General features: G+C 51.4%; 22 protein-coding genes and 1 riboswitch. All 22 genes read left to right on the forward strand.

Annotation, left to right across the window (positions count from 1 at the left end):
* Positions 1 to 98: 98 nt before the first annotated feature.
* Positions 99 to 635, forward strand: coding sequence for a bifunctional pyr operon transcriptional regulator/uracil phosphoribosyltransferase PyrR (pyrR, locus tag VMW30_05250; GenBank protein HUW87765.1), 537 nt, complete (start codon positions 99 to 101; stop codon positions 633 to 635).
* Complete coding sequence (locus tag VMW30_05255) at positions 635 to 1,585, forward strand: aspartate carbamoyltransferase catalytic subunit (protein HUW87766.1); 951 nt, start codon at positions 635 to 637, stop codon at positions 1,583 to 1,585. The genes pyrR and VMW30_05255 overlap by 1 nt, the downstream gene beginning before the upstream one ends.
* Positions 1,585 to 2,904, forward strand: a complete 1,320-nt coding sequence (locus tag VMW30_05260) for a dihydroorotase (GenBank protein HUW87767.1) — start codon at positions 1,585 to 1,587, stop codon at positions 2,902 to 2,904. Before VMW30_05255 ends, VMW30_05260 begins: the two co-directional genes overlap by 1 nt.
* The gene (gene carA / locus VMW30_05265) at positions 2,894 to 4,015 is read left to right on the forward strand and encodes a glutamine-hydrolyzing carbamoyl-phosphate synthase small subunit (GenBank protein HUW87768.1); all 1,122 of its coding nucleotides are present in this window, start codon (positions 2,894 to 2,896) and stop codon (positions 4,013 to 4,015) included. Before VMW30_05260 ends, carA begins: the two co-directional genes overlap by 11 nt.
* A complete protein-coding gene (carB, locus tag VMW30_05270) occupies positions 4,015 to 7,278 on the forward strand; it encodes a carbamoyl-phosphate synthase large subunit (GenBank protein HUW87769.1) in 3,264 nt (1,087 codons plus the stop codon). The genes carA and carB overlap by 1 nt, the downstream gene beginning before the upstream one ends.
* Positions 7,279 to 7,280: 2 nt before the next feature.
* Positions 7,281 to 8,120 carry a dihydroorotate dehydrogenase electron transfer subunit gene (locus VMW30_05275; GenBank protein HUW87770.1) on the forward strand — a complete coding sequence of 280 codons (840 nt, stop codon included), beginning with the start codon at positions 7,281 to 7,283 and terminating at the stop codon, positions 8,118 to 8,120.
* The gene (locus VMW30_05280) at positions 8,121 to 9,053 is read left to right on the forward strand and encodes a dihydroorotate dehydrogenase (GenBank protein ID HUW87771.1); all 933 of its coding nucleotides are present in this window, start codon (positions 8,121 to 8,123) and stop codon (positions 9,051 to 9,053) included. It begins immediately after the preceding gene.
* A 48-nt stretch (positions 9,054 to 9,101) separates the two neighbouring features.
* Positions 9,102 to 9,821 carry an orotidine-5'-phosphate decarboxylase gene (gene pyrF / locus VMW30_05285; GenBank protein ID HUW87772.1) on the forward strand — a complete coding sequence of 240 codons (720 nt, stop codon included), beginning with the start codon at positions 9,102 to 9,104 and terminating at the stop codon, positions 9,819 to 9,821.
* Between the two features lie 9 nt (positions 9,822 to 9,830).
* Positions 9,831 to 10,709: a guanylate kinase gene (gmk, locus tag VMW30_05290; GenBank protein ID HUW87773.1), complete on the forward strand. Its 879-nt coding sequence runs from the start codon at positions 9,831 to 9,833 to the stop codon at positions 10,707 to 10,709.
* 77 nt (positions 10,710 to 10,786) lie between these two features.
* A complete protein-coding gene (gene rpoZ / locus VMW30_05295; protein HUW87774.1) occupies positions 10,787 to 11,035 on the forward strand; it encodes a DNA-directed RNA polymerase subunit omega in 249 nt (82 codons plus the stop codon).
* A gap of 17 nt (positions 11,036 to 11,052) precedes the next feature.
* The gene (gene coaBC, locus VMW30_05300; GenBank protein HUW87775.1) at positions 11,053 to 12,252 is read left to right on the forward strand and encodes a bifunctional phosphopantothenoylcysteine decarboxylase/phosphopantothenate--cysteine ligase CoaBC; all 1,200 of its coding nucleotides are present in this window, start codon (positions 11,053 to 11,055) and stop codon (positions 12,250 to 12,252) included.
* Positions 12,245 to 13,435 carry a methionine adenosyltransferase gene (metK, locus tag VMW30_05305; GenBank protein ID HUW87776.1) on the forward strand — a complete coding sequence of 397 codons (1,191 nt, stop codon included), beginning with the start codon at positions 12,245 to 12,247 and terminating at the stop codon, positions 13,433 to 13,435. Before coaBC ends, metK begins: the two co-directional genes overlap by 8 nt.
* A 9-nt stretch (positions 13,436 to 13,444) precedes the next feature.
* Complete coding sequence (locus VMW30_05310; protein HUW87777.1) at positions 13,445 to 15,373, forward strand: hypothetical protein; 1,929 nt, start codon at positions 13,445 to 13,447, stop codon at positions 15,371 to 15,373.
* A gap of 9 nt (positions 15,374 to 15,382) precedes the next feature.
* Positions 15,383 to 15,943, forward strand: coding sequence for a peptide deformylase (gene def / locus VMW30_05315; GenBank protein HUW87778.1), 561 nt, complete (start codon positions 15,383 to 15,385; stop codon positions 15,941 to 15,943).
* On the forward strand, positions 15,943 to 16,857 hold the full coding sequence (gene fmt / locus VMW30_05320) for a methionyl-tRNA formyltransferase (protein HUW87779.1): 915 nt from the start codon (positions 15,943 to 15,945) through the stop codon (positions 16,855 to 16,857). The genes def and fmt overlap by 1 nt, the downstream gene beginning before the upstream one ends.
* Entirely contained in the window at positions 16,820 to 18,202 is a 1,383-nt protein-coding gene (locus VMW30_05325; protein HUW87780.1) for a transcription antitermination factor NusB, read from the forward strand. The genes fmt and VMW30_05325 overlap by 38 nt, the downstream gene beginning before the upstream one ends.
* Positions 18,203 to 18,256: 54 nt before the next feature.
* Entirely contained in the window at positions 18,257 to 18,922 is a 666-nt protein-coding gene (gene rpe / locus VMW30_05330) for a ribulose-phosphate 3-epimerase (GenBank protein HUW87781.1), read from the forward strand.
* Between the two features lie 4 nt (positions 18,923 to 18,926).
* Positions 18,927 to 19,055: riboswitch (FMN riboswitch) on the forward strand.
* Between the two features lie 63 nt (positions 19,056 to 19,118).
* Positions 19,119 to 20,138, forward strand: coding sequence for a bifunctional diaminohydroxyphosphoribosylaminopyrimidine deaminase/5-amino-6-(5-phosphoribosylamino)uracil reductase RibD (gene ribD, locus VMW30_05335; protein ID HUW87782.1), 1,020 nt, complete (start codon positions 19,119 to 19,121; stop codon positions 20,136 to 20,138).
* On the forward strand, positions 20,138 to 20,740 hold the full coding sequence (locus VMW30_05340) for a riboflavin synthase (GenBank protein HUW87783.1): 603 nt from the start codon (positions 20,138 to 20,140) through the stop codon (positions 20,738 to 20,740). Before ribD ends, VMW30_05340 begins: the two co-directional genes overlap by 1 nt.
* Complete coding sequence (ribA, locus tag VMW30_05345; GenBank protein ID HUW87784.1) at positions 20,737 to 21,972, forward strand: GTP cyclohydrolase II; 1,236 nt, start codon at positions 20,737 to 20,739, stop codon at positions 21,970 to 21,972. The genes VMW30_05340 and ribA overlap by 4 nt, the downstream gene beginning before the upstream one ends.
* Positions 21,969 to 22,445, forward strand: coding sequence for a 6,7-dimethyl-8-ribityllumazine synthase (gene ribH / locus VMW30_05350; GenBank protein ID HUW87785.1), 477 nt, complete (start codon positions 21,969 to 21,971; stop codon positions 22,443 to 22,445). The genes ribA and ribH overlap by 4 nt, the downstream gene beginning before the upstream one ends.
* A 9-nt stretch (positions 22,446 to 22,454) precedes the next feature.
* The gene (locus VMW30_05355) at positions 22,455 to 22,718 is read left to right on the forward strand and encodes a phosphoribosyl-ATP diphosphatase (GenBank protein HUW87786.1); all 264 of its coding nucleotides are present in this window, start codon (positions 22,455 to 22,457) and stop codon (positions 22,716 to 22,718) included.
* Positions 22,719 to 22,724: the final 6 nt, after the last annotated feature.

The raw sequence follows: 22,724 nt of genomic DNA on the forward strand, positions 1-22,724 counted from the left end.
CTCCACAACTTCCCACAGGTACTCTGTTTATTGCCGTGGTAGGCTCAGCCCCGCAGATCCTTTAACGACCCGTCCTGCGAGGCGGGGAAGGAGCGTCTATGAGCGTTGCTATGCCCGCGGTGGATATAACCCGCGTTCTTACTCGTATTTCTCACGAGATTCTCGAACGAAACAACGGTTCAGAGTCCATCGTGCTGATGGGAATCCCGACACGTGGCGCATTTCTAGCCCAACGTCTGGCGAAAATGATTTCTGCCATAGAAGGCAAGGATGCCTCCGTTGGAACCGTTGATATCACCCTGCATCGCGATGATTTGAGGATGCGTCCTCTCAGAGCGTTAGTGCCGACCATGACTCCCATGGGTGGGGTCGAGGGAAAAGACGTGATTTTAGTCGACGACGTTCTCTTTTCTGGTCGCACGATCAGGGCGGCCCTGGATGCCCTCGGTGAAATCGGTCGCCCGCATACTGTGCAATTGGCGGTACTTGTGGATCGCGGTCATCGTGAACTTCCGATCAGGGCGGATTTTGTCGGCAAAAATCTACCGACTTCACGCCAGCAAGCAGTAAAAGTGCACTTGAGTGAAATCGACGGGATCGACGAAGTTCTGCTTGAGAATATGGAGACAAACTAATGCGCCATCTTCTTTCTGCCTCCGACCTCTCTTACATCCAAACTCTCTCCATTCTCGACACAGCGCAGGAAATGGCGCGGGTTTCCGAAGGACCGGTCAAGAAACTTCCCACGTTGCGTGGCAGAACCATCGTTAACCTTTTTTATGAAGATTCAACTCGAACCAGAATTTCCTTCGAAGCCGCGGCCAAGAGATTGTCAGCAGATGTCATCAATTTCTCTGCCAAGGGTTCAAGTATTAGCAAAGGTGAGTCGCTGAAAGATACAGCCTTGACGCTCCAAGCAATGGGGGCGGATGCCGTCGTCCTTAGGCACCCAGCCTCTGGCGCCGCTCATCGATTGGCCGAATCCCAATGGACGAGTGGAAGCGTGATCAATGCCGGGGATGGAACACATGAACATCCAACACAAGGACTTCTTGACGCATTCACAATCCGCAAGCATTTAAGAGCAGGAGTTGGAGATCTGCGGGGTCTCACAATTGCAATTGTGGGAGATATTCTTCATTCTCGGGTAGCTCGCTCCAATGTTATTTTGCTTTCAACTCTCGGCGCACACGTCATTCTCGTAGCCCCTCCCACGCTGCTTCCGCTCGGTGTCGAAACATGGCCAGCGCAAGTTTCATACGATCTTGACGCGACCTTGCCACTTGTCGACGCGGTTATGATGCTTCGAATTCAGCGAGAACGGATGGATGATTTATTTTTCCCCACTGCTCGAGAATATTCCCATTACTACGGACTCAACAACAATCGCCTTAAACTCATGAAGAGTTCTTCGATCATCATGCACCCAGGTCCAATGAACCGTGGTTTAGAAATTACTGCGGAATCCGCAGATAGCGCACGCTCCGTCATTGTGGAACAAGTTGCTAATGGCGTGAGCGTTCGCATGGCGGTTCTCTATTTGCTTCTCGCTGGTTCTCCCGACGAAGATGGGGTTGTGATTTAATGACAAGTTATATCCTGGAAGGTGGCACGCTTCCAAATGGAGAGAGATCGGATATCTATATTGCGGATGGAGTGATCGTCCAAGTTGCGGCGTCAATTACCGACTCGGGCGCAGCGTCGGCGAAGCAAATAAATGTCGCCGGGTGCATCGTGCTTCCGGGACTTGTTGATCTCCATACCCACTTGCGTGAGCCCGGTCGAGAAGAGTCTGAGACTGTTGCATCGGGTACCAGAGCAGCGTCCAAGGGCGGCTTCACCGCAGTTTCGGCCATGGCAAACACATTTCCGGTTGCAGATACTGCAGGAGTAGTAGAGCAGGTTTATCGACTGGGGCAGGAGAGTGGCTACTGCGATGTCTTTCCTATCGGTGCTGTTACGCAAGGATTAGCCGGCAAAGCTCTCGCCGAACTCGGTGCGATGGCGGACTCGGAAGCGCGCGTTCGTGTATTTAGCGATGATGGCAACTGTGTTTTTGATCCGATTGTTATGCGGAGAGCACTTGAATATGTTAAGAAATTTAACGGAATAATTGCGCAACATGCACAAGATCCGCAGATGACCAAAGATTCTCAGATGAATGAAGGCGTGGTTTCCTCGCGGTTAGGACTCAAAGGATGGCCGGCTGTCGCAGAAGAGGCGATTATTGCCCGCGACATTCTTTTGGCCGATCATGTGAAATCGCGCCTACATGTCTGTCACGTCACAACTGCGGGCGGTGTGGAAATCATCCGATGGGCCAAGGCGCGCGGTATCCAGGTCACGGCAGAAGTAACTCCGCATCACTTGCTTCTAACAGATGACTACGCCACTTCATACGACCCAATCTTTAAAGTCAATCCACCGCTAAGAACCAAGAGCGATGTTATGGCCCTGCGGGAAGGACTCGCTGACGGGACGATAGATGTTGTTGCAACCGATCACGCTCCTCATCCGGCGGAGAGCAAGGAGTGCGAGTGGCAAGTCGCCTCATTTGGCATGATCGGTCTGGAAAGCGCGCTGTCCATTGTGCAAGCCACGATGGTGGAGACTTCTCTTATGAGTTGGAACGACCTGGCCGATCGAATGTCTTACGCGCCAGCTCGAATCGCAGGTTACGCCGGGCACGGCCAAGAGTTGCTTGCCGGTTCAAATGCGCACCTAGCGGTTATCAACCCGACGCTGTCATGGAAAGTGGATCGAGATCTCGTGGTCTCCCGTAGTCGCAACACTCCCTTTCATGGAATGGAGTTTCCCGGATCAGTTGTGGCCACTTTTTTTCGGGGCCAACCAACTGTGCTCAATTCCCAACTCGTAACAAGTAAGGCCAAGAATGACGTCTAAGGCATTTCTTGTCCTCGATGATGGGCGTATTTTTGAAGGAAAGTCCTGGGGCTCTACCGGAAAAACTTTTGGTGAGGCGGTTTTCGCCACGGGTATGACTGGGTATCAGGAAACATTGACCGATCCTTCCTACCACAAGCAGATAGTTGTCATGACTGCGCCCCACATCGGTAACACAGGTGTCAATACCGAGGACAATGAATCTCAAAAGATTTGGGTCGCTGGGTTCGCAGTTCGAAACCCTTCAACCATACGAAGTAACTGGCGCAGTCATGGAAATTTAGAAGATGAATTAGTCACACAAGGTGTCGTCTGCATTCAAGGGATTGATACGCGGGCTATTACTCGACACCTGCGCGATCGTGGAGCAATGCGGGTTGGAATCTTCTCAGACCTGAATTTGAGTCGCGAAGAAATGGTTATTGAAGTTCGTAAAAGTGCCTCCATGATGGGTGCACATCTCACCGGTGATGTTTCGACCAAGAAACCATATGTAATACCGGCTCAAGGTGAAAAGCGGTTTACCGTTGCCGCAATCGATCTTGGAATTAAGTCATCTACCCCTCGACTTCTCGCGGAGCGCGGTGTTGAAGTTCATGTATTGCCACACGACACAACATTCGCGCAGATTCAATTAATGGCTCCCGATGGCGTCTTTCTTTCGAATGGACCGGGCGATCCTGCAACCATGAACGATGTCGTCGAAACTGTCCGTTTGATCTTGAATGCAGAGATTCCCCTTTTTGGAATCTGTTTCGGTCACCAAATCCTCGGACGTGCCTTGGGTTTTAGTACCTACAAACTTCAATTTGGGCATCGTGGTATCAACCAACCAGTCATGGACAAGACGACAAGTAAAGTTGAAATCACTGCCCATAATCACGGCTTCGCTCTACAGGCGCCAACAGATGACATTTTTACGACCGTATACGGACCGGGCGAAGTGAGTCACATAAGTTTGAATGATGGAGTTGTTGAGGGTATTCGCATGTTGGAATCGCCGGCATTTAGTGTTCAGTACCACCCCGAGGCGGCAGCAGGGCCACATGATGCGGCTTATCTCTTCGATCGCTTTATTGAAATGATGTCTACGAAACGAGCCGGTGCCTGATGCCATTAGATATATCCATCAAAAGTGTTCTAGTGATCGGCAGTGGTCCCATAGTCATCGGCCAGGCGTGCGAGTTTGATTATTCCGGAACTCAAGCGTGTCGAGTATTGCAAGCTGAGGGAATACGAGTCATTCTCGTGAACTCCAATCCGGCAACCATCATGACTGACCCGGAATTTGCCGATGCGACGTATATTGAGCCAATCACTCCGGAGTACCTCGAACGAATAATCGAGAAGGAAGCACCTGACGCTCTTCTTGCGACCTTAGGGGGACAGACGGCCCTCAATGCAGCGATGGCGCTTCACGAGCGGGGGACTCTCGCGAAGTTTGGTGTCAGACTAATTGGCGCGGACGTTGATGCAATTCAACGTGGAGAAAATCGCGAACTTTTCCGAGATATCGTTGAGAAGGTTGGTGGAGAGTCTTCGCAATCGATAATCTGTCACACGTTAGAAGATGCTTTCACGGCAGCTGATTTGCTTAACTATCCCGTAGTCGTCCGACCGTCCTTTACCATGGGCGGTTTAGGTTCAGGAATTGCCTTCGATGCAACGGAGTTAGAACGCATCGTGGGCGCAGGTTTGCGACACAGTCCGACAACAGAAGTTTTGCTCGAGGAATCAATTCTCGGATGGAAAGAGTACGAACTTGAGGTTATGCGTGATCGCAACGACAACGTGGTGATCGTCTGCAGTATTGAAAATCTCGATCCTATGGGTGTACATACAGGAGATTCGATAACCGTAGCACCGCCTATGACATTAACCGATGTCGAATTCCAGAAGCTCCGTGACCTATCTTTAAGAATTATTCGTGAAGTGGGAGTGGACACTGGAGGGTGCAACATTCAATTTGCTGTCAATCCGGATACCGGGCGAATTATCGTGATCGAAATGAATCCTCGAGTCTCTCGCTCGAGTGCCTTGGCATCGAAAGCAACGGGGTTTCCAATCGCGAAAATCGCGACTAAGTTGGCTATCGGTTACACCCTCGATGAGATCGAAAATGACATCACAAAAGTTACCCCGGCATCTTTCGAACCAACCCTGGATTATGTTGTAGTCAAAGTTCCGCGCTTCGCGTTTGAGAAATTTCCGGATGCAGACCCACGTCTCACCACAACCATGAAGAGCGTCGGGGAGGCCATGGCGATTGGTCGATCCTTCCCAGAAGCACTGCAAAAGGCCCTGCGTTCCTTAGAGCGAAAAGAGGCGCCTTTTGCGTGGCCGGTTGAGCGACCTGAGAGTGCGAAATCAGCTCTTTTATCCTCGATGCAAGTGCCCACTGAATACCGACTCAAGGAAGTCCAACAGGCACTCTGGTTTGGGGCAACTATTGACGAGGTGTACGCAGCCACCAAGATCGACAGGTGGTATCTGACTGAAATTGAACTCATTAATTGGCAGGCTTCTGAGATCGCTGCTCCAGGTGAGCTCACCTCAGATCTTTTGCGCACGGCCAAGCAAATGGGCTTCTCTGATTTACAAATTGCACAGTTGCGCGGCGCTCCGGAAGAAGATATCCGCCGTCAGAGACAACACCTCAATATAAGACCGGTGTACAAGACAGTTGATACTTGTGCCGCCGAGTTCGAGGCATTTACTCCCTACCATTATTCCAGCTATGAGGAAGAGACCGAGGTTCGCTCACGAACCAGGCCGGCGGTGATTATTCTCGGCAGCGGGCCAAACCGGATTGGTCAAGGAATCGAATTCGATTACTCCTGTGTTCATGCCTCATTCGAACTGGGTAAACAGGATTACGAGACGATTATGATCAACTGCAATCCGGAGACGGTCTCGACAGATTACGACACGAGTGATCGACTCTACTTCGAGCCGCTCACCCTGGAAGATGTTTTGGAGATTGTTTATGCTGAGACACAAGCTGGACCTGTTCTGGGCGTCATTACCCAATTAGGTGGGCAGACGCCGCTTGGGTTGGCTGCCGCTCTCAAAAATGCCGGAGTTCAAATTCTTGGCACAAGCCCGGAAGCCATTAATCTGGCTGAAGAGCGTGGGGCATTTGGTGCCCTGCTCCATGAGCAAGGTCTGACGGCCCCACAATTTGGCATGGCCTCCTCTCACCAAGAGGCGCTGGAAATTGCACACCGGATCGAATATCCCGTGCTGGTTCGTCCTTCTTTTGTCCTGGGAGGGCGCGGAATGGAGATCGTCTATGACGATATTTCTCTGGGTGGATTCATCTCGCGGGCAACTGACATTACTCCCGACCATCCAGTGCTAGTCGACCGCTTCTTGGATTCGGCGATAGAGATTGATGTTGATGCGCTCTTTGATGGAGACGAACTCTTTCTCGGCGGAGTGATGGAACATATCGAAGAGGCCGGCATTCACTCAGGTGATAGCGCATGCGTAATCCCCGCGATGACTGTGACGGCGGCTCAACATGACGAGATCCGCATTGCGACCGAAAAAATCGCCCGCGGTGTAGGTGTGCTTGGTCTAATCAATATTCAATTCGCGTTGGCTAGCGAGGTCCTTTATGTCCTGGAAGCAAATCCACGTGCATCTCGCACAGTTCCTTTCGTGAGCAAAGCGACACGAGTACCTCTAGCGAAAGCAGCAGCTCGCATCGCACTTGGCGCTTCGATTCAAACACTTCGGGACGAAGGACTACTGCCTACTCAAGGTGATGGAGAGGCACGCGGCATCTCTGTCAAAGAAGCCGTCCTGCCTTGGAACCGCTTTAGAAGGAGCGACGGGCGAGGTGTAGACGCCGTCCTGGGTCCCGAGATGCGTTCAACGGGCGAAGTAATGGGAATTTCTGATTCATTTGGTGAAAGCTATTCAAAGAGCCAGATAAGTTCTTTTGGACCACTTCCAAAATCGGGCAAGGTATTCATTTCCCTCGCTGATAAAGACAAACCGGAAGGATTGATGCCAGCCCGAGCACTATCGGAGATGGGATTTGCTCTCATTGCTACGGACGGCACCGCAAAATTCTTCGCCGATAATGGCATCACCACCTCAACTGTCCGGAAGAATTCTGAAGGTCCTGGACTATTTGGCGAAAGAACGGCGGTTGATCTCATTGCCTCCGGAACGATTGATCTAGTCATCAACACTCCGGTGGGACGAGGGACCAGGCAAGATGGATGGCTCATCAGGACCGCAGCGGTTCAGAACTCGATTCCCTGCATAACAACAACAGCAGGATTTAGTGCAGCAGTAGCGGGCATACAATCCCTTCAACAAGGCGAGTTCAGCATCCGCTCCCTGCAAGAGTGGTTGGCTTAGCTATGAGTCGCATAAATAGGCATGCAAAGGCAGTTAATGCCACTGTTATGGGCAATAAACGGATTGGGCAGTACCACCAAATCCTGCTCAATGTCGGGGAGTTAGTCACACACTGCCGACCCGGCAATTTTGTCGCCATCGCAGTGGGCGGAGAAAACTCAGGACTGATTCTGCGCAGAGCATTTGCAATATCCCGAATATCTCATAGGGGAGACTACGGCGGAACAATGGAATTAATCATTGCCCCTCGTGGCGCGGGAAGTCGTTGGCTCTGCGAACAGACCGAAGGTGTCGAATTGGAAATTATCGCGCCGTTGGGAAGCGCATTTGGTATCCCAACCGAGCCGGTTCAAGCCTTACTCATTGGGGGAGGCTACGGATCAGCCCCCCTTTTCGGATTGGCCGAAGTACTGAAATCTCGTGGCTGCCGCGTTGATATGATTTTAGGTGCGAGTTCGGCGGCCAAGATTTATGCGCCCACCGAGGGAAAACGTTCGGTAAATTCACTCAAGATATATACAGAAGATGGAAGTGCCGGGATTCTCGGCAAAGTAACCGACCCACTTGAGAATTTGATTAATGAAGGTGTAGTCGACGTTATATATTCTTGCGGTCCAATGGGAATGCTCTCGGCTATTTCAGGGATTGCCGCAAACTCAGATGTCGTTCATCAGTGCGCCGTCGAGGAGTCCATGGCCTGCGGAATCGGAGTGTGCATGACCTGCGTGCTTCCCATCGAAAATAGTGATGAGAGTATTTCGATGCTCAGATCATGTATTGATGGTCCGGTCATGGATGGCGCAGCGGTTCGTTGGGATTTAGTCGGGAAGGTGACCAACTAAATGTCTACTGAATTTGATTTTTCAACCACACTTGGTCCTGCATGGTTTCCCACGCCGCTCTTTACTGCCAGCGGATGCGCAAGTTCTGGGCGCGAATTGGCGCAATTCTTTCCATTGCGTGAGATTGGAGCAGTCGTCACCAAGTCGATCATGCTCAAGGCGCGCCCCGGACGACCCACACCGCGAATGGCCGAAACCCCCAGCGGAATGCTTAACTCGATCGGATTGCAGGGTCCTGGCATTGACGCATTTCTCGAAAACGATGTGCCTTGGCTTATCTCGCAGAATGCACGAATCATCATTTCGATTGCCGGAGAGAACGTTGAAGAGTATTCAATCCTGGCTCGCCGACTTCGCTCTGTTCCCGGAATAGCAGCCGTTGAAGTAAATATTTCTTGTCCGAACGTGGAAAATCGTGGGCTGGTTTTTGCTTGTGATCCAGAAGCTTCGCGAGCAGTCGTCGATGGAGTACGACGTACCCTTGGCGGAGAATTGCCCATCATCGTGAAACTTTCGCCCGACGTTACAGACATTACCGAGATAGCTCGAGGGGTGGTGAGCGCAGGTGCAGATGCACTCTCACTTATCAACACATTGTTGGGCATGGTCATCAATACAGAAACTATGCGCCCGCACCTAGCCGGAAAGACCGGGGGATTATCCGGGCCAGCTATTCGTCCTGTCGCAGTTCGTGCAATCTATCAAGTTCATCAAGCACTTCCCAAAATTCCAATTCTTGGAATGGGAGGAGTGCGATCAGGACGAGATGCACTCGAGTTCATATTGGCGGGAGCCAGTGGGGTCAGCGTTGGCACCGCCACATTCTCTAATCCAAGGGCCGTCATCAATGTACAGAATGAATTGCGTGGCTTACTCATGAACAAAGGCTTTGCCTCATTACGTGAGGCAATTGGTTATGCACAGCGAGAATAGAAACGCAATGGGCAACTCAAAGCGGACTTGGACAAGGGAGAAGAAGAGATGACTACGCAAGCACCAATCATCCTTGCAATTGACACCCCCGATTTGGATATTGCCAAGTCATGGATCGAAGTTTCACATGGCTATGTCTCAGGTTACAAATTGGGGCTTGAGTTCTTCACGAAATTCGGCAAAGAAGGTGTCCGCACATTGCAGGATGCGACCGATGCCGAACTTTTTCTCGACTTAAAATTTCATGACATTCCCAATACAGTTGCTTCGGCGACGAAGCAGATCGTGGATCTCAATCCGCGTTTTCTTACAATCCATGCATCGGGTGGTCGAGCGATGATCGCGGCGGCAGTTGCAGCCGCGCCAAATATCGAGATAACGGCAGTCACAATCCTCACCTCCTTAGGGAGTGAGGATTTGAAGGAAATCGGCTTCAAGGAAGATCCAGTCGTGAGTGCGGTCCGACTTGCGAAACTTGCAAAGGAAGCAGGAGCCACGGCAATCGTCTGCTCTCCGCAGGAGATTTCCGCGATACGTGCGGCAATCGGTCCACATATGACGATTATTACGCCAGGGGTACGTCTAGCTACTGAGACTCGCGACGACCAACAGCGAACCATGGATCCTAAGAGCGCCATAGTGGCCGGAGCTAGTTATTTGGTTATCGGGCGACCCATCACTCAATACTGGTCTCAGGGTTTTCAGGCCATGCGCGAGCGAACCGCGGCTTTAGCGAACGAACTCAGTGAATTCATACGGACAAGGTAGATTTCCAGCATGCCGGTTCCACCAATTTTGACGCCGGAGCAGCGAGCCACTGCCTTATTAAAGGCAACTGCCGCCCGCCGTTCCCGAGCTGCCATAAAGTTAAAGGTAAAGAACGGTGAGTTGAGTGTTGGAGACGTCTTAAATTTTGCAAAAGACGATCAAGCTGTAGGGAAAATGCGTGTAAGTGAGTTGTTGGAATCTCTACCCGGGGTGGGGAAGATCCGCGCCAAGTTGATTATGGAACGACTGACCATTTCTCCAACCAGGCGAATACAAGGATTAGGCAAACATCAGAGACAGGACCTGTTGGATGAATTTCATCCGTCAGAACCAGGGCTTGCCAGCCAGAGAGGTCGGTTAATCGTTCTCTCGGGTCCTGGAGGGGTCGGGAAAAGTACTGTCGCCATGCGGCTCCGAGAAGTATCAGATTTCTGGGTAAGCGTCTCTGCAACAACTCGCGCCTCCAGAATCTCCGAAGAGAACGGTGTGGATTATTTCTTTCTCACCGAGGAAGAATTCGATCGAGAGGTCTCCAACGATAAATTTCTCGAGTGGGCAGAGTTTGCGGGCGCACGATATGGGACCCCTCGGGAGGGTGTCGAAAGGGCCCTTGCACAGGGACGCAATGTCCTGCTCGAGATTGAAATTGAGGGTGCGCGCCAAGTGCGGGCTCATAGCAAGGAGGCAATTCTGGTCTTCCTCGAACCTCCGAGCTGGGAGCACCTGGTGGCCAGACTAGTGGGACGCGGCTCTGATTCACCTGAGAGACGGGCTCATCGCCTCGAACTGGCGCAGTACGAACTGGCCCTATCTAAGGAATTCGACGTTGTGATCGTAAATGACCAGGTCGAGAAAGTAGTCGAGGCACTGGTAGCCTTAGCCTCCTAACCACGATTCACATTTAGGTTTACTACCTTTGGAGTGCCCGCACGGGTTGTCGAAGGTCTAGCGTAAAAGGGGCTTGCATGGACGGCATTACAAATCCACCGATTGACGAACTTCTGGATAAGAGTGGCTCGAAGTACAGCCTGGTGCTCTATGCAGCAAAACGCGCCCGCCAGATCAACGCTTATTACTCTCAGTTGGGCGAAGGCCTGCTTGAATATGTTGGTCCGCTGGTTGAGACACACGTTCATGAAAAGCCTCTCTCCATTGCTCTGCGCGAGATCAACGAAGGTCTTTTGACGATCGAGAATCTCGAACCAACCGCTTAGTCTTTGATAGAACGCACATGTCATCGTCTGGCCGAGAGGTTATTCTCGGAGTTGGCGGTGGCATTGCTGCGTATAAGGCGTGTGATCTTGTGCGACGGCTACAAGACCATGGCTTTCTCGTTACGGTAGTGCCCACCCCCGCCTCCTTAAATTTCGTCGGGACTGCGACATGGGAAGCTCTTTCCGGCAGACCTGTGCAAACGCAAGTGTGGGAAGACGTGCCGGGAGTCGCCCATATTGCGTTGGCCCATAATGCAGATTTCATTCTGATTGCCCCAGCAACCGCAGATTTAATTGCTCGCGTTGCACAGGGTCGAGCAGATGATCTCCTCACCAATGTTCTTCTCGCATCGAGTGCGCCAAAGATGATTGTTCCCGCCATGCATCCCGATATGTGGCTCAATGCCTCGACCGTGGAGAATGTTTCGATACTTCGCTCACGGGGTTATATCGTCATTGATCCAGACGTTGGACGCCTTACGGGTTCAGAGATCGGACCAGGTCGTTTTCCCGAAACAGGGCGAATCCTCGACGAATTCCATCAAATGGTCGGAGAGAACGCGGATTTCCTGGGCCGCAAAGTTTTGGTCACTGCCGGTGGCACCCGCGAACCGATCGACCCAGTCCGATATATCGGCAACCGTTCTTCTGGAAAGCAAGGTTATGCAATTGCACAGGCCGCGGCGGCACGTGGAGCAAAAGTTCATTTGATTGCCGCTAACTGTGATCTTCCAGATATTGCAGGAGTTGCAATCACCCGAGTTGAGACTGCATCCGAACTTGAAGCCGCTATTGATGAACATTTCGATTGGTGCGATGTTCTCGTCATGTGCGCCGCGGTGGCAGATGCGAGACCCGTGCATCGAGACAATGAGAAGATCAAGAAAGGAGCGCTTACCTCAATTGAATTAGAAACCACCCCGGACCTTCTCGCCAAGGCAACGAGTAAACGCAGACCTGGTCAAGTAATTGTCGGGTTTGCAGCCGAGACGCAGGACCACTTGGCAAGTGCTGCGAAAAAATTGCGGGAAAAGGGTGTCGATTTACTGTACGTGAATGACGTCTCAGGCGGCGCTATTTTCGGAAGCGACCACACAAGAGGCACGGTCATATCAAAGGATGGGACCGTCATAACAGTATCTGAAGGGCGTAAGGAGACACTGGCCCACGTATTACTCGACCAGGTGCAAAATCGGCTAAGTTTGCCCAATGTCTAAGCGCTTATTTACCTCCGAATCCGTAACCGAAGGCCACCCCGACAAGATTGCCGATCAAATTTCTGATGCCATTTTAGATTCACTACTCGGGCAGGACAAAAAGAGTCGGGTTGCCGTGGAAACACTCATCACGACTGGACAAGTCCACGTTGCGGGAGAAGTCACCACAGATGGATACGCCGATGTGATGGGCATCGTCCGCGATACCGTACTTGGGATTGGGTATGACTCTTCCGACAAGGGGTTCGATGGAAATACTTGCGGTGTTTCCATCTCTATTGGTCAACAGTCACAAGACATTGCCCAAGGCGTGGATGACGCATACGAGAATCGCGTCTCCTCTTCCGTAGATCCTTTAGATCTACAAGGAGCAGGGGATCAAGGTCTGATGTTCGGCTATGCATGTGATGACACCCCTGAATTTATGCCTCTTCCGATCTCCCTAGCGCACAGATTGGCTCAACAATTATCACGTGTGCGAAAGAGCGGCGAACTTAGCTACTTGCGCCCGGACGGAAAAACTCAAGTAACAATTGAGTACGAAGGTAATAAAGCAGTAGCGCTAAACACCATCGTAATTTCCAGTCAGCATTCACCTGATGTTGACCTTCTCAAGACCATGACTCCTGATGTCATCAAGAGTGTCATCGACCCAATTCTCGCGGGTGTAGAGCTTTCGCGTAAGGACCTGCGCATTCTTATCAATCCCACGGGACGATTCGTTATCGGTGGCCCCATGGGCGATGCCGGGCTTACTGGACGCAAAATTATCGTTGACACGTATGGAGGCATGGCCCGACATGGGGGAGGCGCCTTCAGCGGAAAAGACCCTTCAAAAGTTGATCGTTCAGCGGCTTATGCCATGCGTTGGGTGGCAAAGAATGTCGTGGCAGCCGGTCTGGCCCGGCGCTGTGAAGTGCAGGTGGCATATGCAATCGGGAAGGCACAGCCCGTAGGATTTTTCATCGAAACCTTCGGAACCGAAAATGTTTCGGTCTCAAAAATTCAAGATGCCGTTCTCGCTACTTTTGATTTACGCCCCGCAGCGATTATCAGAGACCTGCAGTTATTGCGTCCGATTTACTCTTTAACGAGCGCATACGGTCATTTTGGCCGCGAGTTGCCGGAATTCACATGGGAAGCGACTGATCGCGTAGCGGCATTACGCGCTGCCGCACAGTAGCTGATCATCGTGGTTGCACCTCGACCACTCCGTCTGAAATCCCAAGTGGGTACCTCAGGTAAACCCACGGTCGCGATTAAACTTCCGGTCGCTCGGGTCTGGGTTGATAGTGGCGTCTTCCATTTGGATTCGCCCTTCGATTACTGGGTACCCGAGACTCTTTCGAGCGTTGCTCTGCCGGGAGTTCGAGTCCAGGTCGAATTTGGAAACTCAATCCATGAAGCAATCATTGTGGAGAGAATCGAGAGTTCGCCAAGCGCGGGCAATCTAAAAGCATTATTGAAAGTTCTTTCTCCGCACCCGGTCGCTACGTCGGATTCCCTATCGCTGATCTCACTAGTCGCTCGTCGCTGGGCTGGTATGCCATATGACGTAGTACGAAGTGCTATTCCGCCCAGAGTCGCCTCCGTAGATAAAGAACCGATTTCTTTACCGCAAGAATTTGCATTGCCAGCGGTCGAGCGAGGCGATATCCCGCTTGAACTCTTCGCGAAAGAGGTAAGGGCCTTCTGGTCGCTTCCCCCTTCTCTCAATGTTTCCCAATTGCTTTCACGGCTGATAGTCAACCGAGTTGCGCACGGACAAGTACTTGTCGTTGCCCCGGATGAGCGCCAGCTCATCCGAATTGAAGTCGACCTACTTCTTCTTTTGCCAAGAGAGTCGGTGGTCCGCCTTGATGGTCACCTTTCACGAGCTGATCGCTACCGCAACTATTTGAAAGTAGTGAGCGGAAGTTCGAGAGTCGCACTCGGACTGCGCGGCTCGATATTCGCACCTTTACAACCGGGCTCGACAATTATTGTCTTAGGGGAGACGTCGGAACTCCTCTATGAACCACGAACTCCTGGTTGGAACGTGCGCGATGTAGCACTCATGCGGGCAAACGAGAGCAAGGAGAGCCTGATTTTTCTGGGCTTTTCGCCGTCGCTCGAACTGGCAAGGCTCATTGAAACTGGATGGATCACGCATATCTCTTCAAAGCGGCGCCGCGCGGTAACCGCAGCATCCCAAACGCATGGTGAACTTCTTCCCAGCAAAGTTTTCCCGATAGTTCGAAACGCACTTATATCGGGACCAGTACTTTTTCTGGTTCCGCGAAAAGGTTATGGGAATGCGGTTCTGTGTAATAAGTGCCGCAATATCTCACTCTGCGAGTGTGGCGGACGACTTGAACAGAAGGCCGCCGGACGGGATCCTCAATGTGTTCTCTGTCAGAAACAGTTCCCATCCTGGCACTGTGCATGGTGCCAGGACACTTTGATATATATCGCCTCCCGCGGGATAGATAGATTCGCCGAAGAGATCGGGACCGCTTTCCCGAATAATCAGATTATCAATTCCTCTGGTGATCACATTGTGGATCACATCCCTCATCAACCCGCGCTTGTCGTTGCGACACCCGGGTCGCAACCTTCCACACCGGCAGGCTATTCAGCGGTGGCCCTGTTGGAGGGCACAAGATTTCTCGGTCATACGGATCTTCGATCCGCAGAAACTGCACGGGAGCATTTTTTTGAAACCGCGAGTCTAGTTTCAGAGTCTGGAATCATCTTTCTCGCCCTTGATCAAGGACATCCGATGGTTGCCTCTCTGACCCGTTGGGATGCAACCGCCATGGTTCGCAAAGAGTTACAAGATCGCGAGGAATTGAAATTCCCTCCCTACTACCGATACATAAGCCTCGAAACAAATTCCCGGGAGGCCACTTCGCTCTTGGCGGGTCTTGAAACGGCCCGTCGCGAAGAACGAATTCCTTCGCAGACTGAGCTCTCGGGCCCACACGCACGAGAGAATGAAAGATCCCGAATCTTAATATCAGCACCCTTCTCTCTGGCACCGACAGTCGTGGGCTTTCTCCATGAATTGCAGCGCCGCCGTTCAATTTCCCATAAGCCCCTCTTCACGATGAGAGTCGATCCATATTCTTTGACCCATTAGACTCCCACTATGTCCATCCAACCCATCCGCTTATTTGGCGATCCGGTTCTGGTAACTCCGTCGGCACCAGTGGTTGATTTCGACAAAGAGTTGCGGGTACTTGTCGCGGACCTCACCGACACAATGATGGATGCTCCGGGCGCTGGATTAGCCGCTCCGCAAATTGGAGTGCCGCTACGGGTCTTCGTCTGGGACATTGATGAAGCCCTCGGTCATCTCATTAACCCGACTTTGGATTTAAGCGAAGACCTGCAAGAGGGGGAAGAGGGTTGCCTTTCTTTTCCAGAACTCCGATACAACACCCCGCGTGCATTCCGAGTTGTCGCTAAGGGATGGAATATGTACGGCGAACCAATTTCGGTTGAGGGAAGTGAATTACTTGCGCGCGCACTCCAACATGAGACGGATCACCTTGACGGGGTTCTCTTTATTGATCGCCTTTCTAAAGAGGATCGGAAAAACGCAATGAAAGAGATTCGCGAGTCCGAATGGTTTGGGTTGTCGCAAGAAACTGGAGCGAATCCCCAGGTTAAAGTTTCGCCACATTACACCTACGGCAAAGGTCTTTAGTGCGCATTGCTGTTGCGGCGACTCCATACGTGGCAATTCCGACTTTGGATTGGCTGCATGGGTCCAAGCATGATCTACGTCTGGTAATCACCCAACCTGATCGGCCGGCCGGTCGCGGACGAAACTTAAGGCCTTCGCAAGTGGCATCGTGGGCCGCAGCCCACCATGTCCTGACCGTCAAGGCGGAGACGTCAGACGAACTAGTAGAACCACTAGCCAATGTGGACCTCGTCGTCGCCATCGGGTACGGCGTGATTTTGCCAGAGAGAATTTTGAAAGTACCCCGACATGGTTTTATTAATCTTCACTTTTCTCTCTTACCTCGCTGGCGAGGTGCAGCCCCAGTACAGCGGGCAATACTCAATGGAGATGACGAGTTGGGCTTAACCGTCTTTGCACTTGATGCCGGTATGGATACTGGTCCCATTTATGTACAATGTTCGATTCCCAATGATCCATATGAGAATTCGGGGCAGTGCCTTCAACGAATGGCAACCATCGGCTCGGAACTTGTCGCGAAAACTATTGATTTAATCGAGGCCGGAGCTCTCCCAGTCAAGCAAGCGGATAGCGGGGTGAGTTATGCGCCCAAGATCACGAAAGAGGAGGCCCGGATCAAGTGGAGCCAGAACGCGGTGAAGTTGAATCGCCAGGTACGCGCTTTCACGCCAGAGCCGGGAGCATGGACCACCTGGAGAGATACGCCTATGCGCATCACCCGCGCACGCCCATATTCAATGGAGCACTCGTTGAAAGGCGGAGAAGTAACTCTGCATGATGGAAATGTGGTGGTGGGTTGCGGTGAGGCAAGCGCCCTAGTCATTGAGGAAATGACGCCTGCCGGCAAAACTGTCATGTCAGCAAAGAGTTGGATTAATGGCGCGCGTGCACTTGTCGGTGAATCTTTTGTCTAATACGCCCAACAAATTCCGTAAACCTCGCCCAGATGCCGCAAGAGTCCTGGCCTTTGAGGTTCTAGAGCTGGTGAATCGAAGTGATGCTTATGCGAATTTACTTCTTCCGAAAGCGCTCAGTGAGAGCGCACTAGAACTGCGAGATAGGGCTTTTGTGACGGAGCTGGTCTACGGAACCCTTCGTATGCAAGGTCGACATGACTGGATGCTTTCTCAAGTGAGTGATCGAGCGTGGGATGCAGTAGACCCAGGAATTGTTGATATTTCTCGTTTGGGCGTACACCAACTAATGGAGATGAGAGTTCCTGCACACGCCGCTGTTTCCGCCACGGTAGAACTTGCTCGCAAGGTTTTGGGGGAGTCGCGCGCAACTTATGTCAACGCCCTCTTGCGCCGAGTCAGTAAATGGACCCTGGACGAATGGTTTGCTTCCATCTCCTCGGTAGAAGATCGCAATGAAAGGTTGTCGATCAAGTACTCTCACCCCGAATGGATTGTCTCCGCGTATTTTGATCTCCTTCGTGAAGAAGAGGAGGTCATCGCGGCGTTATCAGCTAACAATGTGCCCGCATCCCCGACCCTGGTTTCATGGCCAGGGCGTTCTACCCAAGCTGATCTTCTGGCCCTTGGTGGTGAGCCAACGAAATATTCTCCGTACGGCGCAACCTCTGTTTCAATCCCAGGGGAGATTGATCTGATCCGAGCGCGCCGAGCGGGGATACAGGATGAAGGTTCCCAACTTGTTGGATCAGTTTTTGCAGACGCCGCCAAAGAGAAGGACGATTGGCTGGATTTGTGCGCAGGTCCTGGCGGGAAAGCCGCACTAGTTTCCAGTCTGGCGCAAGCTCTAGGTAAGCAATTCGTTGCAAATGAAATTTCCCCTGCGCGTGCAAACCTCGTCCAGCAAGTCATTGCGGGGGGAGAAGTTTGGGTAGGGGATGGGCGTGAAATATCAGAACATGGACGCAGATTCGGCGCAGTACTGGCTGATGTGCCGTGTACTGGAATTGGAGCGTTACGTCGTCGCCCGGAAATCCGCTGGCGAAGAAAACCATCTGATCTTGCCGGGCTCTCCCAATTGCAGAGAGAACTTCTCGATAGTGCAATTGATGTGGCAGAAGTAGGGGGAATCATCGGATACGCAACGTGTTCGCCCCACTTAGCCGAAACTAAAGTTCAGATATCTAGTGCATTGAAACGTCGCTCTGACATCCGACAAATATCAATCGAACCCTATCTGCCGATGAATCTAGAGAATGCGGTAGTCAATGGTTCTATGCAGTTGTGGACCCATCGTCACGGCACTGATGCCATGTTCTTGACGCTATTCGAGCGAATCTCATAGCGGTGTTCATCACGCTTTTTGAGAGAATCTCTTAGGCTCAGGTACGATTCGAGAATGTCGCGAGAGATTAGAATTACCCCAAGTATCCTCAATGCAAATTTTGACGATCTGTCAGCTGAGATTGGCCGTATTGCTGAAGTATCAGATCTTCTGCATTTGGATGTGATGGACAACCTCTTCGTCCCCAACTTCACTTTCGACTTTGAATCTGCCTCAAAGATTATTCGCGAGAGCATCCTTCCAGTCGATGCACACTTGATGGTCCTAGATGCAGATCGAATTGCACCGCAATATGCGGAGGTGGGTTGCATGAGCGTCACTTTGCACGTTGAAGCGACTGAAGACATCGCCGGAGCACTCAAGGCAATTCGACGCGAAGGCGCTCGTGCCGGACTTGCCGTAAAGCCTGGTACTGAAATCACTGACTATGCGGAATTTTCAGACCTTGTCGATATGTATTTGATCATGACGGTCGAGCCTGGTTTTGGTGGCCAGAGTTTTATGCACGATATGGTGCCGAAGATTCAAAGGGCCAAAAAAATGATCGGTACTCGTCCGATCTGGCTTCAAGTCGATGGTGGGATCTCAGAAGAGACAATTGAAATAGCCACCGCAGCTGGAGCAGATACGTTTGTAGCAGGCAGCGCGGTCTTCAAAGCCCCAGATCCAGCGCAGATGATCACCAAATTGCGCGCATTGGCGCAGTCTGTGCCAGAATAGAGCCACGTTGTTCCGGGGGTCGGTGTAAATCCGAACCGGCGGTGAAAGTCCGCGACCCGACCACATCCAGTGGTCGGTTGACTTGGCGAAATTCCAAGACCGACAGTTAGAGTCTGGATAAAGGGATGCGTATCGAACTAGCGCGGTTGCGTTAGGTCTATGTGCTTTTTGCCCCCGGTAATTTTAAGGGGAAGACATGGACGATCAACTTCACATGACTCGCGCCATCAACCTTTCCCGTTTGGGTCTTGGAAAAACTTTCCCTAATCCCATTGTCGGGGCAGTCCTTGTCTCCTCGTTGGGTCAAGTCATCGGTGAAGGTTTTCATGCAGGTGAAGAACATGCAGAAGTACGCGCCTTGATGGATTGTTCTACGCGACATAACGATCCAAAAGGCGCCACAATGTATGTGACCTTAGAGCCGTGTAATCATTTCGGCAGAACTCCACCATGTACCCAGGCGTTGATAGATTCCGGGATTTCCCGCCTGGTTTTTGCGCTGCAGGATCCAAATCCCATTGCCCAAGGTGGTGCAATGAATTTGCGGGAGGCTGGAATCGAAGTCACGTCGTCTCTAATGGAAGGCGAAGCGAGAGAGTCGAATCGATCATGGCTACACAAGATTGAAACTGGCAGACCACTCCTCATTTGGAAGATAGCCAGCACTCTGGACGGTTATTCGGCGGCGTTGGATGGCACGTCAAAGTGGATTACCTCAAAGGAATCCAGAGCGTCTGTACAAGTATTGCGGGCAGAGTCCGACGTGATACTCATAGGCACAGGCACCGCGTTAGCCGACAATCCTTCGTTAATCCCCCGAGGCGACGAGCGCCGTCCAATTCGAATGGTTGTTGGTACTCGATCAATTCCTGATGATTCCAATCTTAAGGACGCACAAGCGCGATCGATTTTTCTTAAAACAAGAGACTTGAATGTAGTAATCGCTGCCTTGGTGGATCTTGAAGTGAATCAAGTTCTTATCGAATCGGGAGCGGAGTTAGGGACGTCTCTATTGAAAGAGAATCTCGTTGACGAAATCCACTGGTATCAAGCTCCAACCATATTGGGAGCAGGTATGAAGACGATCGGCGACCTTAATGTTACGACTCTTTCGCAACGCTTTGATTTCAACATTATGAAGGTCGAGAGAAGCGGACCTGATGCACTGACGGTACTCCGGCCGAAAGTTAGAGAGGAAGCAGAGGTGAACTCCTGATGTTTACTGGTCTGATTCAAGAAATGGGAACAGTCGAGAAATTGATTGAACACGAAAGTTCGATTGAGGTCTTTTTTGACGCCGGGCGATTGGCTAGCCAAATCAAGTTAGGTGATTCAATTAGTGTAAATGGTGTTTGTTTGACTGCCACAGAGAATGAAGATGCAGTAAAAGTGGATGTCATGATTCAAACCTTGCGACTTTCGAGTTTGAGCGAACTTCGTCCGGGAAGTAAAATCAATTTGGAATTAGCAGTATTGCCGATCGAGCGTCTTGGTGGCCACCTGGTTCAAGGTCATGTTGACGGGGTCGGTCGAGTAATAGCACGCGAGCCCGGTGAACGATGGGAACGGCTTCTGGTTTCGATCCCAAAGAACCTAATGAAATACGTTGTTGCCCAGGGCTCTATTGCCATTGATGGTGTATCACTCACGGTTGGCAATATTGATGACGTTGCCTCCCAAATCGAAATCTGGTTGATACCTGAGACCCTGTCCAAGACAATTCTTGGACTCCTAAAAGTAGGAGATCGTGTCAACATTGAAGTGGATGTTCTGGCTAAATATGTTGAAAGATTGCTGAACACGGGGGGAAGTTTATGATCCAGGACGCATTGAGCGCATTTAGAAATGGCTCCCTTATTATCGTTACGGATGATTTCGATCGGGAGAACGAAGGAGACTTAATTGGCCCAGCCAGTTTCATGGATACCGCGAAGATGGCCTTTATGGTTAGGCATACCTCTGGAGTCGTGTGTGTCGCCATGGACTCTGAACGAGCGAGGGCGCTAGCGCTTCCTCCTATGGTCTCGCGCAATGAAGATAGTAAAGGAACTGCCTTTACAATTACCGTAGACGTAAAAGAGGGAATAACCACCGGAATTTCGGCCCAAGAGCGCGCAAATACGGCTCGCGCATTGGCAGATGCGTCTTCCGTGGCATCTGATTTCGTCCGTCCCGGACATATTTTTCCACTGATTGCTCATCCTGATGGACTAGCGGGTCGAAGGGGGCATACCGAAGCTGGCGTTGCTCTGTGCCAATTAACGGGCCTGCCACGGACGGCTGTTTTATCAGAACTGGTCAATGATGACGGATCGATGATGCGTGGAATTCAATTGCGAGAGTTTGCTCAACAATGGAGTATCCCTACAATTTCTATCGCAGAACTAGCGGAGTTGAATGCTTCAAACCCCATTGTTACTACTCATGCAGATATTGCCGCCCAGTCGTTGCTACCCCGACCGGGCGCTAATTGGAAAATAATGGTTGTAAAGGGAGCAGAAGGCGACGAAAACGTGGTACTTACTCTCGGCTCCGCCGACTTCAATGATGATTCGGATGGACCCTTAGTGAGAATACATTCTGAGTGCTTCACTGGCGAGGTGCTGGGTTCTACTCGATGCGAGTGTGGTCCGCAATTGCAGAGTTCGCTATCTCTCATTGAAGATGAGGGAAGGGGAGTTTTGATCTATTTGCGGGGACATGAGGGTCGCGGAATTGGGTTGATTGAAAAGGTTCGTGCCTATGCTCTCCAAGACAATGGGCTAGATACTGTCGACGCGAATCTAGCGCTGGGCCATGAAATAGACGAACGAAAGTGGCACGATGCCATTGAACTACTTGAGTTATTGCAGGTGCGAAAGATTCGCTTGTTGACCAATAATCCGGAGAAGGTGGCGGCCCTAAAAGGCGCCGGGATAGATGTCGAAATTGTTCCACTTGTGGTCGGACAAAATGAATCGAACGCTCGTTATTTGGCTAGCAAAAGGGACAGAATGGGTCACCTAATCCCCAGTGATCTCGACCTCTTCGGAAAGGAATCAATTAGATGAGTGGTGAAGGCGCACCTGCAATTTCGATACCTAAAGTTCCCGGGGCGAGGGTTGCAATCGTCAGTTCGCAGTGGCACATGGAAATATGCCAAGCACTTGTTTCAGGCGCGCAACGAGCCTGTGTGGAAGGGGAGGTAGGTGATTTGAGAGTCGATTGGGTTCCAGGATCCTTCGAACTCCCACTCGCTGCGGCCATGATTCTCGATAGTGGTTATGACGCGGCGATTGTCTTGGGGTTGGTGCTTAGAGGTGAAACCCCCCATTTTGATTTTGTATGCGAGGGCGTAACACTCGGCATCATGAATCTCACTCTAGAATCCAGAAAGGCAATCGGATTTGGCGTACTCATGTGCGACACCTTAGATCAGGCGGTGGCTCGCGCAGGATTACCTGGAAGTGGCGAAGATAAAGGCTTTGAGGCCGCTACTGCCGCTCTGCAAATGCTCCATCTGCAACGTTCGCTTGTACAGTAAAGTTCTGCAATGAAGTCATTCGAAAGTTTGTGGACTGAACTCCAGCAAAAAGCGCTTGAGCGCCCTGCTGATTCAGGCACGGTGCAAGCCCTCGATGCGGGCGTGCATTTCATCGGCAAGAAAGTTCTAGAAGAGGCCGGAGAGGTCTGGCTCGCAGCCGAGTATGAAAGTGACGAAAAATTAGCGGAGGAAATTAGCCAACTGCTATACCACCTGCAAACTTTGATGTTGGCGCGAGGAATCTCCCTCGCTGATGTTTACCGATATCTTTAAGGAGTC

This window comes from Candidatus Paceibacterota bacterium (assembly GCA_035530615.1).
In the GTDB taxonomy this organism is placed as follows: domain Bacteria; phylum Actinomycetota; class Actinomycetes; order Nanopelagicales; family Nanopelagicaceae; genus QYPT01.

What these genes read in the sequence shown, in the direction of transcription:
- def (HUW87778.1), top strand. Translation starts at nt 15,383, where the DNA reads ATGTCCATCCAACCCATCCGCTTATTTGGCGATCCGGTTCTGGTAACT.
- pyrF (HUW87772.1), top strand. Translation starts at nt 9,102, where the DNA reads ATGACTACGCAAGCACCAATCATCCTTGCAATTGACACCCCCGATTTG.
- ribH (HUW87785.1), top strand. Translation starts at nt 21,969, where the DNA reads ATGAGTGGTGAAGGCGCACCTGCAATTTCGATACCTAAAGTTCCCGGG.
- metK (HUW87776.1), top strand. Translation starts at nt 12,245, where the DNA reads ATGTCTAAGCGCTTATTTACCTCCGAATCCGTAACCGAAGGCCACCCC.
- VMW30_05275 (HUW87770.1), top strand. Translation starts at nt 7,281, where the DNA reads ATGAGTCGCATAAATAGGCATGCAAAGGCAGTTAATGCCACTGTTATG.
- gmk (HUW87773.1), top strand. Translation starts at nt 9,831, where the DNA reads ATGCCGGTTCCACCAATTTTGACGCCGGAGCAGCGAGCCACTGCCTTA.
- VMW30_05325 (HUW87780.1), top strand. Translation starts at nt 16,820, where the DNA reads ATGGCGCGCGTGCACTTGTCGGTGAATCTTTTGTCTAATACGCCCAAC.
- coaBC (HUW87775.1), top strand. Translation starts at nt 11,053, where the DNA reads ATGTCATCGTCTGGCCGAGAGGTTATTCTCGGAGTTGGCGGTGGCATT.
- ribA (HUW87784.1), top strand. Translation starts at nt 20,737, where the DNA reads ATGATCCAGGACGCATTGAGCGCATTTAGAAATGGCTCCCTTATTATC.
- pyrR (HUW87765.1), top strand. Translation starts at nt 99, where the DNA reads ATGAGCGTTGCTATGCCCGCGGTGGATATAACCCGCGTTCTTACTCGT.
- ribD (HUW87782.1), top strand. Translation starts at nt 19,119, where the DNA reads ATGGACGATCAACTTCACATGACTCGCGCCATCAACCTTTCCCGTTTG.
- VMW30_05255 (HUW87766.1), top strand. Translation starts at nt 635, where the DNA reads ATGCGCCATCTTCTTTCTGCCTCCGACCTCTCTTACATCCAAACTCTC.
- VMW30_05355 (HUW87786.1), top strand. Translation starts at nt 22,455, where the DNA reads ATGAAGTCATTCGAAAGTTTGTGGACTGAACTCCAGCAAAAAGCGCTT.
- carA (HUW87768.1), top strand. Translation starts at nt 2,894, where the DNA reads ATGACGTCTAAGGCATTTCTTGTCCTCGATGATGGGCGTATTTTTGAA.
- VMW30_05260 (HUW87767.1), top strand. Translation starts at nt 1,585, where the DNA reads ATGACAAGTTATATCCTGGAAGGTGGCACGCTTCCAAATGGAGAGAGA.
- rpoZ (HUW87774.1), top strand. Translation starts at nt 10,787, where the DNA reads ATGGACGGCATTACAAATCCACCGATTGACGAACTTCTGGATAAGAGT.
- carB (HUW87769.1), top strand. Translation starts at nt 4,015, where the DNA reads ATGCCATTAGATATATCCATCAAAAGTGTTCTAGTGATCGGCAGTGGT.
- rpe (HUW87781.1), top strand. Translation starts at nt 18,257, where the DNA reads ATGTCGCGAGAGATTAGAATTACCCCAAGTATCCTCAATGCAAATTTT.
- VMW30_05340 (HUW87783.1), top strand. Translation starts at nt 20,138, where the DNA reads ATGTTTACTGGTCTGATTCAAGAAATGGGAACAGTCGAGAAATTGATT.
- VMW30_05280 (HUW87771.1), top strand. Translation starts at nt 8,121, where the DNA reads ATGTCTACTGAATTTGATTTTTCAACCACACTTGGTCCTGCATGGTTT.